This window comes from uncultured Roseibium sp., from assembly GCF_947494555.1.
Taxonomy (GTDB): domain Bacteria; phylum Pseudomonadota; class Alphaproteobacteria; order Rhizobiales; family Stappiaceae; genus Roseibium.
The window spans coordinates 338,119-351,221 of the sequence record NZ_CANLVF010000007.1 but is presented as its reverse complement, the minus strand read 5'-3'; the positions used below and the strand labels follow the sequence as shown (position 1 = coordinate 351,221).

The 13,103-nt window shown below is 59.1% G+C and carries 11 protein-coding genes; 6 read left to right on the top strand and 5 right to left on the bottom strand.

What is annotated here, in order from left to right:
* The first annotated feature begins 78 nt into the window (after positions 1-78).
* Positions 79-1,128 (top strand): LacI family DNA-binding transcriptional regulator, encoded by a 1,050-nt coding sequence (locus Q0915_RS28945; RefSeq protein WP_299482459.1) that lies wholly within the window; start codon positions 79-81, stop codon positions 1,126-1,128.
* A gap of 8 nt (positions 1,129-1,136) precedes the next feature.
* Here the strand turns inward: Q0915_RS28945 and Q0915_RS28940 are convergent, their stop codons facing one another.
* The 5 genes from Q0915_RS28940 to Q0915_RS28920 form a co-directional block, all read right to left on the bottom strand.
* A complete protein-coding gene (locus Q0915_RS28940) occupies positions 1,137-2,657 on the bottom strand; it encodes an aldehyde dehydrogenase family protein (protein ID WP_299482462.1) in 1,521 nt (506 codons plus the stop codon).
* A gap of 2 nt (positions 2,658-2,659) precedes the next feature.
* Entirely contained in the window at positions 2,660-3,427 is a 768-nt protein-coding gene (locus tag Q0915_RS28935) for an enoyl-CoA hydratase/isomerase family protein (protein ID WP_299482465.1), read from the bottom strand.
* Entirely contained in the window at positions 3,424-4,998 is a 1,575-nt protein-coding gene (locus Q0915_RS28930; RefSeq protein WP_299482468.1) for a CoA-transferase, read from the bottom strand. Before Q0915_RS28930 ends, Q0915_RS28935 begins: the two co-directional genes overlap by 4 nt.
* Positions 4,999-5,001: 3 nt before the next feature.
* Complete coding sequence (locus tag Q0915_RS28925; protein WP_299482471.1) at positions 5,002-6,003, bottom strand: Gfo/Idh/MocA family oxidoreductase; 1,002 nt, start codon at positions 6,001-6,003, stop codon at positions 5,002-5,004.
* A gap of 196 nt (positions 6,004-6,199) precedes the next feature.
* Positions 6,200-6,469 (bottom strand): helix-turn-helix transcriptional regulator, encoded by a 270-nt coding sequence (locus Q0915_RS28920; RefSeq protein ID WP_299482474.1) that lies wholly within the window; start codon positions 6,467-6,469, stop codon positions 6,200-6,202.
* Between the two features lie 176 nt (positions 6,470-6,645).
* Here Q0915_RS28920 and Q0915_RS28915 point away from each other — a divergent pair, with 176 nt between their 5' ends.
* The 5 genes from Q0915_RS28915 (at position 6,646) to Q0915_RS28895 (ending at position 13,085) form a co-directional block, all read left to right on the top strand.
* Positions 6,646-8,292: an alpha/beta fold hydrolase gene (locus tag Q0915_RS28915; protein ID WP_299482477.1), complete on the top strand. Its 1,647-nt coding sequence runs from the start codon at positions 6,646-6,648 to the stop codon at positions 8,290-8,292.
* Between the two features lie 184 nt (positions 8,293-8,476).
* The gene (locus tag Q0915_RS28910) at positions 8,477-9,850 is read left to right on the top strand and encodes a VWA domain-containing protein (protein ID WP_299482480.1); all 1,374 of its coding nucleotides are present in this window, start codon (positions 8,477-8,479) and stop codon (positions 9,848-9,850) included.
* Positions 9,847-10,785, top strand: coding sequence for a hypothetical protein (locus Q0915_RS28905; RefSeq protein WP_299482483.1), 939 nt, complete (start codon positions 9,847-9,849; stop codon positions 10,783-10,785). Before Q0915_RS28910 ends, Q0915_RS28905 begins: the two co-directional genes overlap by 4 nt.
* Positions 10,786-10,792: 7 nt before the next feature.
* Complete coding sequence (locus Q0915_RS28900; RefSeq protein WP_299482486.1) at positions 10,793-11,401, top strand: LemA family protein; 609 nt, start codon at positions 10,793-10,795, stop codon at positions 11,399-11,401.
* A 4-nt stretch (positions 11,402-11,405) separates the two neighbouring features.
* Complete coding sequence (locus Q0915_RS28895) at positions 11,406-13,085, top strand: hypothetical protein (protein ID WP_299482489.1); 1,680 nt, start codon at positions 11,406-11,408, stop codon at positions 13,083-13,085.
* Positions 13,086-13,103: the final 18 nt, after the last annotated feature.

The window sequence follows — 13,103 nt, the reverse complement described above, 5'->3', positions numbered from 1 at the left end:
TTGTTGCAACGTTTTAAATTCCCTGATTAGACTTGTCGGACTGTTTGAGCTACAAGCCTCTGGTTGAGGGGAACGGGCATGTCGCGAAAGAACCTTGGAACCAAAGCGGACAGCGTTGGCGCGGCGCAGTCGCGTCCGACCCTGCGCACGGTTGCCGCTGAAGCAGGTGTCGCGGTTACGACGGTCTCGCGGGCGCTGGCCGACGACCCGAGGATCGCGGAAAGCACACGCAAACGCATTGCTGAAATTGCAAGGAAGCTTGGCTACGTTCCGAACAGAGCCGCGCAGCGGCTTCGCACCGGACGGACCCGCGTCATCAGCCTTCTGCTCAATCCGAGGCATGAGTTCCTGAGTTTCACGTCCGAGTTTCTCGGAGGCATGTATGAAGGCCTCAGTGGGACCGGCTACGCGATCAATATCACCGCGGACAGCCTGGGCGACGACCGCCTCGAAACCATCCGGAGCATTCGCCGCCACTCGCTGGCCGATGCCATCGTGTTCACGCGAACCGAGTGTTTCGACGACCGGGCGCGATACCTGCTGGAGCACGACTTTCCGTTTGTCACCCATGGACGCACGGACTTCATGACGCCGCATCCCTTTGTCGATTTCGACAATGAAGCGTTCGTGCGCATGGGCATTGCCCGGCTCGTCGAAAAGGGGCGCAAACACATCTGCATTGTCATGCCGAACGAGAAGTACACGTTCGGACAACACCTCAGGTTCGGAGCCAGGCAGGCCGCGACCGCGCACGGCATGCGGGTGACCATTCCCGAAGATGTCGACCTGGACAGCGAACCGGACGAAATTGCCGCCACGTTGCGGGCCCTTCACGCCGGTTCCGACGCGCCCGACGGTTATGTCTGTGTCGGTGAGGTCAGCGCACTGATCACGCTTGCCTTCCTGAGCGACATGGGGCTGACGCAGGGCGTGGATGTCGACGTCGTCGCCAAGCGGGCTTCGCCGATCTCCAACCACTTCCGCCCTCGCATCGAAACCATCGACGAGGATCTGCGCGCGACCGGCCGGGCGATGGCAAAGGTCCTGCTCGGACGCATGTCGGGTGCGCCGGTGGAGGATCTTCAGGTCCTCCTGCAGCCCGAAGGGCCGTTCGCGATTTCGAGCTAGGACGGTCATCAGGCGACCCACGGCTCGCGTGATCTGCCGATCCGCATGGTAACGGTCTTGGCCTCGAGAAATTCTTCCAGACCGTATTTTCCCAGTTCCCGCCCCTGGCCGCTTTCCTTGACGCCGCCGAAGGGAAGTTCCGCAAAGCCATCCATCCAGGTGTTGGTCCAGACGGTGCCGGCATTTGCCCGCCGGGCGAATTCCAGACACGTATGAACATTCTCGCTCCAAACGCCTGCCGACAGCCCATAGTCGGCGTCGTTGACGAGGTCTATCGCCTCATCAAGGGTCTTGAACGTCAAGACAGTCAGAACGGGACCGAAAACCTCTTCACGGGCAATCGGCATCGAACTGCTGACATTCGTGACGACGGTCGGTTGATAGAACTGGCCATCGAGGCCCGGTACCTGCAGCGCACCGCCACCGAGAGGAACCTCAGCACCCGATACCTTTGCGTCCTGAACATAGGTATCGATCTTGTTCTGATGTTCAGGCGTAATGATCGCGCCGACCTTGGTCGATGGGTCCAACGGGTCGCCGAACGGGACACGGCGCGAAAGATCGACCGTTCTGGCAACAAACCTTTCAGCGATGTCTTCGTGCACGATGATCCGGGATCCGGAATTGCAGCATTCGCCTGCGTTGAAATAAACGCCGAACACCACGGCATCGACCGCGCTGTCGAGATCCGCATCGGGGAAAACAACCTGCGGGTTCTTGCCTCCGAGTTCGAGCGATACCTTTTTCAAGGTGCCTGATGCGGCGCTGACAATGGCCTTGCCGACGCCGGTCGAGCCGGTAAAGGTGACCATGTCAACGCGCTTGTCGGCAGTCATCGCCGTCCCGACCGGATCACCGAAGCCAAGGACGATGTTGACGACGCCTGCCGGGATGCCGGCTTCCAGGAGCAATTCACCCAGGATGACCGTTGTTGCCGGGGTCATCTCCGATGGTTTGACAACAGCTGTACAGCCAGCCGCCAAGGCGAAAGGAAGTTTCTGCGAAACGATCAGAAACGGGAAGTTCCAGGGTGTAATGATCGAGACAACACCGACTGGCTCCTTCAGGACGAGGCCGAGAAAGTCCTGCCCGAGCGAATTGTGACTTTCGCCATGCATGGTGCGTGCAAGCGAGGCGGCAAAGCGCCAGATATCCGCAGCGCCTTCGATCTCGGCTTTCGCCTGGCTGATCGGCTTGCCGGATTCGAGCGTTTCCATCAAAGCGATCCGTTCTCTCTCACGGTCGATCAGATCCGCGACCTTGAGCAAGAGCGCCGCGCGATCCTTGCCGCTTGTGCGTGACCAGTGCCCCTTGTCGAAGGCGAGCCTTGCAGCCGCGATAGCCGCATCCGCATCTGCCTTGCCTCCTTTGCTGGCAATCGTGACGACGGATCCGTGCGACGGCGATGTTCTTTCGAAAGTTGCCGAGTCGGCACTGCCCCGCCATTCACCGTCGATCAGGTGGCGGGCGACAAAAGGCTCGGCTGGAATCTTTGCTTCGCTGATGGAGACGACGTTGAGTTCACTCATTTCTAGTTCCCAGGAAAGTCCGGTTTGCGTTTTTCGCGGAAGGCGGTGACGCCCTCGGTTCGGTCTGCGGTGGGCGAAATCATGCCGGCGCCAAGCGCTTCGATCATGGCGTTCGTATCTTCATCGACCGCTGCGTGGATCATGTATTTGGCGACTTCGACCGCGCGCGACGACTTGCCTGCGAGACCTTCTGCGAGTTCGAACGCCTTGGCTCTGGGATCATCGGAAATCTCGGCGGCGAAACCCGCGGTGAATGCGCGTTCCGCTGATATCCGGCGGCCGAACAGGGCCATTTCCTTCACGATCGGCTCGCCGAGGAGCCGGATCAGGCGCTGCGTGCCCGACCAGCCGGGCACGATACCGAGAGAAGCTTCCGGCAATGCCAATGTGGCCTTAGGCGCCATCACGCGGATGTCGGCGGTTGCCGCAAACTCGAGCCCGCCGCCAAATGCATGAGCGCCGATGGCGGCAACTGTCGGTTTCGCCAGGCGTGCGACACGATCGAAAATGCGGTGACCGTCCCGCACCCAGTGCCTTGCAAAATCAAACGGCTCGAGTTCCGACCAGGCGAGTATGTCTGCGCCGGCGCAAAACGCTTTGCTGTCTTCCGCGCTGATCACGACAACGTTGATGGCGGGATCCTTCTCGATCTCCGCACAATGCGGCTCGAGGGCGCTCAACATTTCGCTTGTGAAAGCGTTGAGCTTCGCCGGGTTGTCGAGGCGAATTTCGGCGATCGGGCCGTGGCGTATGAGATGGAGCGCACTCACAGGCGCAACTCCATCGGAGCTTCGCGCAGCAGAGCCGTCGGCATCTCGGCCAGGTCGTTGGCCAATCTCACGCGTCCATGAGAGGCATCGACAATGTCTTTTTGGGGATCGATACCCGGCATGACTTCGGTTGCCAGCAGTCCGCTTTCGGTCAGCTGTATGACACAGCGTTCGGTGACGTAGAGGACCTCCTGGCCGAGCTCGCGTGCGCGGCGTCCTGAGAAGGTGACATGCTCAACCTCATCCACCATTTTGGTGAACTTGCCGGGCGACTTCACGGTCAGCCTGTCGTCGGTGAGGGCGAGGTCCGCACCAGCCTCGAACAGGCCGGAGAAGACGATCTTTCCGGCATTTGCCGTGATGTCCACGAAGCCGCCGCAACCGGCCGTCAGATACGGCTTCTTGCCGAGTTTGGAGACGTTGACATTGCCTGCAAGATCGATCTCCAGGAAGGAGAGGAACGAGACGTCGAAGCCACCTCCCTGAAAGTAGGTGAATTGCTGAGGCGAGGGCATGTAGGCATCGGCGTTGGATGCACAGCCGAAGGCAAATCCGGTGAGCGGCATGCCACCTGTGGCGCCCTGCTCGATGGCCCAGGTCACGGCCTGTTCCTGTCCGGCTTCGAGGAGGACGCGGGGCACCATCGCCGAAATGCCGAAGCCGAGATTGGCGGTCTGACCCGATCTCAATTCCATTGCGGCCCTGCGCGCGACCACCTTCTCCACGCCGTGCTCGGAAAGCGAAAAACTGGACCATGGTCGCATGATCTGGCCTGAGATCGCGGGATCGTAGTCCGTTTCCGTGGTTTGCCGCTGGTCCGGGTCGACAACGACCAAATCGACCAGATGCCCGGGGACTCGAACGTCATGCGGGCGCAGGGACCCGGACGCGGTCACTCGCTTGACCTGAGCGATCACAAGACCGCTGTGGTTGCGCACCGCAATCGCCTGTTCCAGACCTCCGAGATAAGCGCCTTCGTGTTCGTAGGTCAGGTTGCCGCGCTCATCCGCTGTTGTTGCCCGGATGATGGCGACATTCGGTACAATATTCGGGAAATGCAGCCAGGTTTCGCCGGCAAGATCGAGCCTTGAGACGATTGGCTTGCCGACCGCCACGTCATTCATGGCGCAGCCTTCGCGCACCGGGTCGACGAACGTGTCCAGTCCGACCTTCGTCATGACACCAGGCCGGCGTGCCGCAACATCCCTGTGCATGTCGAAGAGGATTCCGGATGGTACGTTGTAGGCTGCGATGCGGTTCTCAACGAGCATCTTCCAGATCTCAGGCATCGGCAGCGAAGACGGACCGGAGGGATAGGAACCGGCAATGATCGTCGACAGAAGTCCATCCTTGGCAATGTGGTCTATGCCCTTGATGCCGTACATGTCACCGGCCGCAATCGGATGCAGCGTCGTAAGGTTCCTCGGGTGCCCTTCCGTGTCGAACCTTGAGCCGATGGCTTCAAGGACCTTGTCGGGGCACCCGAGGCCGGAGGAAGAAGAAACGGTGACAACGTCACCATCATTGATCCGTGAAACAGCGTCCTGGGCCGAGACGATCTTGGAAGACATCGCTCAAAATCCTTCATAGTCGACACGAACCGCCGTGGCGGATTGCGCCGCCTGGCGGACGGCATGCGCGACTGCGAGCGACTTGATGCCGTCGACGCCATCTGCTGACGGTGGACCGTTCCCGCGAACCGCATTCGTGAAAAGGCCAAGAGCACGGTGGTAGAGGTTGTGAGCCTGGAAGGTCACCGGGCTTTCGCCGCTTTGGTCGACAAGCCTGACTTCGCCGACCGGCTCCTGTGTCATAACGTTCCGAGCGAAGATCGAACCTTCCGTTCCGTGAAATTCGATCCCGGTACCGGCAAAGCCATGCGTGAAGCTCTCATGGGTCTGGACCATTGCGCCGGACGGCATCGACCAGACAGACATGACGCTGTCTTCAACACCTTCACCCATCCCCGATGTTCCGGCTTTCGCCACCACATCCACCGGATCTTCCGAGAGATGGAAGCGGATCGTGTCGGCGTCATGGACGACAATATCGGGAATGACACCACCACCTGCAGCAGCATCATTGATGCGCCAGCCGCGAAGGTGTTCAGGAAGATTGACCGCATGAAAAACGCGGGCGCTCAAGACCTTGCCGATCCGTCCGGAAGAGATGAGTTCTCTTATTGCAAGATGCGAGCCGGCATTGCGCAGATGATGGTTGGTCGCGAAAACAACGCCCTTTTCACGCGCTGTTTTCACCATCTCCACGGCATCTTCAAGCGTCATGGCGAGAGGTTTTTCGCACAGGACATGTTTGCCGGCGGCGATGGCGGCCATGGCTTGCGGGTGGTGTTTTTCGTTTGTTGTCGAGATGTAGACCGCGTCGACCGTATCGTCCGCGAGCAGCATGTCGAGGTCCGTCATGGCTTCGGGAATGCCGTTGTTTCTTGCAAAGGAGGTACCCCGGCCAAGATCCGTACTCAGGACGGACTGAATGTCGGCACCTTCCTGTGCACGGATCGCATCAATCACATAACTCGACGCAATTCTGCTCGCACCGATCAGGGCCCAACGCATTCACACCTCCCATTTGAATTTTTTTGGAACGTTCCAATTTCTCGAAGCATAAAACTTGGAACGTTCCAATTTGTCAAGCTGCCATTTCATAAAATCACTTGGGGCTTTGAAACAATGTTTTTGGAACTGCCAGGGCAATGCCCGGCGGTGGAGGGTGAAAGGTAATGTTACTCTTCGCGCGTGGGTGGGGTCGCGATCATACTGCTGTCTTGAGTTTCGGGCGGCCGTTCAAGGAAACATCGTTGAGCAACCCGTACGACAGGGCAATTGCAATTGCGTGTTCACGGGTTCTGGCACCGAGTTTGCGCCGGGCGTTGCGGATATGAAAGTCGACAGTAATTGGCGCGATTCCGAGGGTTGCTGCAATCCTTTGAGGACGCTCTCCATGCGCCAGTTCCCGGAGACATTCGCATTCTCGCACCGTAAGCGGTTCAAGATCCTTTCCTTCAGGAGCAATGACTTGCAATTTCCGCCTCCCAATCCAGCTCGCCGACGCACCTTGTCTTGGCTAACAGAGCGATTCCCCCAGGACATGACCAAATTTGGGTATGCCGTTGAATGCGCTCTGAAGAGTGCTAGGTTTTTGGTTGGCGAAAGCGCGAATCCACCAAGCTGTTGAGCATTTGCGGGGCGATTGGACTTTTGAGCGAGACGAAAAAAGGGCAGGACCCTTCCAAACTGGACGACATGATCGCGCATGCCTACAGCGCCATTTTAGACCAGGACAGATTTGACGAACTTATCTTCCTCGCAGAAGGAAGCATTTCGGATCCCAGGGCACACAGGGAATTGCTCCGGCGCAAGCGGGACATTGAAAGCCATTTCGAAACGGCCGAAAAACTCCTTTCAAGCCTGAAAAAACCTGCAATTGAGCCCGATCGGCCCGAAGTGACGATCGGTTCGGATCTGTCTGTCAAAAGCGTGAACGACATTGCCCAGAACCTTTTGGGTTTGAGCCCGGGCGTGTCGCTAGAGGACCTTCCGATCGATGGCGACGCGCTCACGATGCTCCGCGACGCAATTGCAGGCCGGCTTTCCGACTGGCCCGTCATCCGGATCCCGAATACGGACACGGGAAAGCAGGTCCTTCTGGCCCTTTCCAGGGGCGAGGCTGAATTGAATGGTGGGACCTGGACCTTATCGGGCGTGGACCGGGTCTGGCGAAGCGGAGCCAGCCTCGCGATGCAGAGCCTTTACGGGCTGACACCGAGCGAAACCGATGTTCTGTCACTGCTCGTGAGCGGTCACTCGCCCTCGGAAGTCGCCGACACCCGCAAGAGGTCCGTGGACACTGTTCGCCAGCAGATCAAGTCGATGATCACCAAGACACGATCACGCGGCACCAGCGAACTCATCGATCTGGCGAGGGCAGTAGCTGCGTCAGCGAACAAGCGCTCCTCAGATCGGCAAAGCACCGAAAACTACTCCCGTTTGCAATTGCGGCTCAGAGACGGACGGCAACTCGACTATCTCGAACAAGGTGCTCCCGATGGCAAGCCCGTCGTTTTTCTCCATGGTTGCCTTTGCGGAAATCGCATGCCCAACACGGCGGCGCGCCACTTCGCCGCCGAAGGGATACGTCTTCTTTCACCTGCACGGCCCTGGCATGGCCGAAGCGACGGGCACGATATCCTGCTTCTGGATCCCAAGCGTTATGCGCACGACCTCAACGACATGCTCGATCAGCTCGACATCGAGAAGGTCTCGCTTGTCGCCTTTGACGTCGGCAGCATCTTTGCGCTTCTCTGCCTGCCAGAATTGCAGGAACGTGTCTCTGAGGTCCTGTGTGTATCAGCGCAGCCGCCCATGCGAACGCTGCAGGATTTTGCCAGCGCACCGCCGCAGCAGAAGCTTTTTGCAATCCTGCCGCGCGTTTCCGTTTCGCTGTTGAGCTACATGGCAAAGCTAGGGGACAAGAGGTTGAAGCGCGACGGGCCCGGCGGTTTCGCGCAAACAGTGTTCGGCGGAGCACCAGCGGATCTGGACGCGTGCCGGGATCCGCATTTGCTCGACCTCTTCTGGCAGGGACACTTGTTCCATGTGGAAGAGGGGTCGGAGAGTTTCATCAATGACTGCCGCTTCGTCGCGTCGGACTGGGAACGGCAACTAGCGCCGACCGAGGTACCGATCCATTTTGTCCATGGAACGCAGAACCGGTCGATCCGGCCAGAAAGGATCCTGGCGTTTGCTGACCGGCTGAATGCACGGGTAACCCTTGTGGAGAATGCGGGACACAGTCTTCCATTCAGTCACTGGAAGGACTGGGTTCGCTTTCTTTCGCTCAAATGAACTCGGCAACCTAATGAAATCCACAGCTGTCCTTCGATAAACCTGCGTGCTCTTCTTGCGTCGGCAGACGACACAAGGATGTTTGATAATGCGCGTTTGTTGGATCAAGATTTTTATTTTCGTTTTTACAGTTACTTGCATCGCCACGATCTCAAAAGCACAAGACGCCGCGCCAGGGCGCGCGATGATCGTTTTCGATGGCTCGGGTTCCATGTGGGGACAGATCGACGGGACCGCAAAGATCGTCACGGCGCGTGAAACCCTTGCTGGCGTCGCCAGACAATTGCCGCCGGACCTGGATGTCGGCCTGATTGCCTACGGCCACAACCGGAAAGGCGATTGTAATGATATCGAGACGCTGGTGCCGATCGGCCCGGCTGCGACCCGGTCAGGCGCGCTGATTTCGTCCGTTCAGGCGCTGAACCCGAAGGGCAAGACACCGCTGACGGAAGCGGTGCGGCGTGCAGCCGGAGAGCTTCGGTATCAGGAAGACAAGGCGACAGTCATTCTGATCACAGATGGGATCGAAACCTGCGAAGCAGATCCTTGTGCAGTGGCGTCAGAACTGGAGTCGCTTGGCATCGATTTTACCGCGCATGTGATCGGTTTCGGTCTCAGCGCGGATGAAAGCCGGCAGGTTGCCTGCCTGGCTGAGAATACGGGCGGTCTGTTCCTGAATGCGTCGAGTGCATCCGATCTGAGCAAGGCGCTTCAACAGACGGTTGCCCTGGCGCCGGTGCCGGCTCCCACGGCCGCGCCGGCGCCTCCCGCCGTATCTCTTTCCAAGAACCTCACCGCAACGGTCAGTCTCGAAGAAGGAGCCCCCTCGCTGACGGACGCCGATGGCGTCCGGGTGTACTGGAGCGCGGTGAAGGAAAGCGGCGAGGAGATCGATCTGGTCGCCGTGTCGCAATACATCGGACGGCTCGATCCCGGTGCGTACCGGCTGGTCGCACGCACGGACCGGGGCAGTTCCGCATCGGCCCAGATTGTCGTTTCGGATACCGAGATGACGGAGGTCAATCTCGTCCTTGGTGCCGGAAAGCTCGACCTCGCCGCGATCCTGATGAACCAGGACTTGAAGCTGTCCGACGTCGATTATCGCTGGGACATCGAAAACACCGTAACGGGTGAGGTCTTTTCCGCTTATACGAAGAACCTCGTCAAGGTCGTCCCGAGCGGAAAATACCGGGCAAGACTGGTCATCACGCGTCTCGACAAAATGTCGCCCGGAAGTGTCGACATCGACGTGGAGACCGGTCAAACCGCACAAGCGGAGATCATTGCGCCCACATCGAAAGTTCTTTTCCGCGCGCTCAATCGCGACGGCAGCGAGCTCACAAAATTCGATGTCAGGATCAACATATACAAAGGGGCTTCGACCGAGAACAAAGACGATTTCATCGCCATGCGCATTGGCGGCGATCCGATATTGCTGTTGCCGGGACAATACGCGGTGCGCGTTGAAGCCTGGGACAAAAGCAAACGGGACCCGTTTATCGAAGTGGTCGAAGTCGCGCCTGCATCGGACCAGACAATTGACCTGGAGTTCCCGTGAGTGCTCAAACCACTTTCTGGGATCCGTTCGAAGCGCGTATTCAGCCTGCGACGGAAACACAGCTCGAACGCACCAAACCTCTGTTGCCGGCGTCGTTCAAGAAGCTTGAGGTCCCGTTCTTCTTGCTGTCGCTGCCGGGGTTTTTACTCGCGATCTTCAGTGAGAGCCTTCGGCCGATTGGATTTGTCCTTGTGACCATCGGCATGGGCGGTGGCTTTGCCATCGATCACTTCACCGGTGCGTCGAAGGACCGGTTGAACCGGTTGCGCAGCGCTGCCGAACATCTCGGCTTTCGGTTCCGGTCCAAAATTCCTGACGTGCGCATGCGAAAGATCCGGCAACAGATCCCGGAGATTTTCAAGCTGCGGGTCGGGGGATCCATCCCGCTCGTCATCGAGAGTGAGATGTGGGGCACTGCGGAAAACGGCAGTCCGCTCTGGGTGGGACTGGGTGCTCATTCCTCGACGGCCCTGTTCGGTGGTCCGAAGCAGAATACAAAGTCTGCCGGGAGTGGTTCGCAGGGCAACGTCATCATGATGGTTGCGGCCTACAAACTCGATCGGGACGCTCGCATCCGGCTTGTGCTGATGCCTGAAAACCAAAGTTCGGTCGGACCGCTCGACCGTGATCTCAAAACCGAAAGCATCGCGTTCAACGATGCTTTCAACATTCGTGTCACTGCGCGCGACGATGAGGGTCAGCTCGACAGGGTCTCCGTCGAAGTCCTTCAGGTTCTGACACCTGCGCTCCAGACAACCCTGCTTGATCTTGCGGAGAGGTTCGCAGCACGGGTGATCATCGACCGCGACACGGTTTTCTTTGCCGGATTTCGAAATCTGCAGGGCCTGGACGACACAATATTGCAGTCCTTCGTCAAGGATGCGGTGACCGGATTTTCGGAGGCCGCCGTTTCATTCAAACACTACGCGGAGTGAGCCGGATATGTCGGTTGTTTTGACTTTGATACTCCTCGTCGCAGTTGTCGTGGGTACATATGTCCTTTGCTATAACTCGCTCATGGCCGCCAAGTTTCGCGTTGACGAAGCCTGGTCCGGCATAACGGTTCAGCTCAAGCGCCGTCACGCGCTGGTTCCCAATCTCGTTCAGGCAGCGCGCACCGCGCTCGGGCACGAACAGGCGATCGTCGAGAAGATCGTCGCTGCGCGGGCAGCCGCTCTTGAAGCCTTAGCAACCGAACGTCACGCAGAGATCGCCAAGGCTGAAGCTGGGCTCACTCAGGCCCTTGGTCAGCTCATTGCCTATACCGAAGACAATCCCGAGATCACGGCGACCGAAAATCTCGTCGTTCTGCAAAAGCAGCTTGAGGAAACCGAAGATCAGGTGGCGGCTGCGCGTCGGATCTTCAACGGCAATGTCCAGGCCTTCAACACGCGTGTCGCCTCGATCCCCTGGAACATTGTTGCCGGCGTCAATGGGCTCAAACCTTCCGAAATGTTCACGTTGGACGAGGCCGAGATGAAGGCGATTTCAAAAGATCCCTCGCTAGATGGTCTGGAAATGGCGGTTCCCGCGCCGAAAGAGAGAGGCTGACCCCATGAAGTTTTTGCTGGCCTTTATCGTCTTGATGGGCTTGGCCGTTTCCTCAGGAGTTGCGGCGGGCAATACCTGCGTTGCGTCTGCTCCAAACGGGAATTCGCTGCGCGTCTATGATGCGCCGACGACGAACGGGCCGGTGATCGGCGGCATAGGCGTTGGTACATGCGGGATCAACGTGACCAATCAGTGCGAAGGCACGATGTGTGTCGTGGCCTTGCCTGGCCTCAATGGCTGGGTCGATATGCGCCATATTTCGAACAGTCCGGTTCAGGCACCTGGTCTCGGTGCGGAGCAAGCCGATTTGGGAAATTATGTCTACGCGGTTACTGGCGGCAGCGGCACTGTGACTGCGGCAGGCATCACGCAGCCGACGCCGGTCGATGCAACGGGCACGGTCAGTCTCCGGAAATCGTCACCGACAGCGGCGACGCTCACCCTGCCCAGGGAAGTGACGGATGCACCAATTGGATTGACCGGCCGGGATGCGGGGCCATGGTCCGGTGGTTTCGGCAGCTGGGGTGGCATGCCGATGAATGTCGGCGTGACGTTTACCGGCCTGGGAAATCAGACAGCCCAACTGGTGCTTCAGGGGACGAACCAGATTGCCTCGATGAAAATCACCTTGGCTCTGCGTGCACAATCTGTCCCCTCGGCACAGTCATCCGGCACAAACGCTGCCGGGTCTCCCGCCAGCCAGGGACAAGCTGCGGCGCCCGCAGATCCGGCGTTCAACGCTTGCACCGAGCTGGATCGGATCACGAAGATCATCAATGCTCAGGCGGGCACCAGACAAATCCAGGACATGCGCAGCATTTACGTTCTGGCAGGTGTTAAAAGCACCGAGGCGACAGCGGACCAGGCTGCCTGCCGGAAAGCTCTCGACTTGATTGCCCAGGATGAAGGGCTGTGGAAGCTCGCCGAAAACGGGTTGGGAGCGGGTTCCGGCGGTTCAAAGGCCGCTGCGGTTCCTGTGCCGTCACCAAATCCGGGTCCATCTCAAGCTGCACGGCCAGCGCCGCAGGCGCCCGCTGCGCAAGCCGGCGGGACGCCAAACGCGGCTCCCGGCGGGCAGCCCGCAAACGAGCGGCTGCTTGAAGAGGCCTGCATTATTTTGCAACCCCAAATCAGCCCCCTGTTAAGGGGGCAGTCGCGCGCAGACCGCGACGCTGTGCTGCGGGTTCTGGCAGCGCAGGGTGTTGTCAGCGTTGCGTCTGCGCAGCCGCGGCAATGCGCGTTCATTATGGCTGAGCTGATTGCGGTCGGACTGATTGTGAACGACAACCGGCCATGGGTCACCATTGCCCAAGGGGTCCCGCTTGCTTCAGGAGCAGGTGGAGAAGATCCGGCGGCAATGATCGCCGGGGGAGCCGAGATCGGAATTCATCCTTCCGATTTCATTCCGGAGTTTGATCCTGCGGGTCAGCAGGCTGCATCCGCGGGACCGGCAGCGCCAGGCGCCGGTGTGGCCACAGCGAACGCTTCGACTTTTCAGCCAGGAGATCCCTGCCTCGCGCTCGGCGATGCGATGATCGTCACCATTCGTCTTGGGTTCGCGGCGGATCTCGATGCCTTTGCCGCAATTTTAAAGAAGCACCGCGTGGAAACCCTGGCACCGTCTTCGGCCCAGATCTGTGCAAGTGCCCTGAACGATGCCCGGCAGGCCGGGCTGGCCCGCTGAATGTTGCCCGGGAGAAGA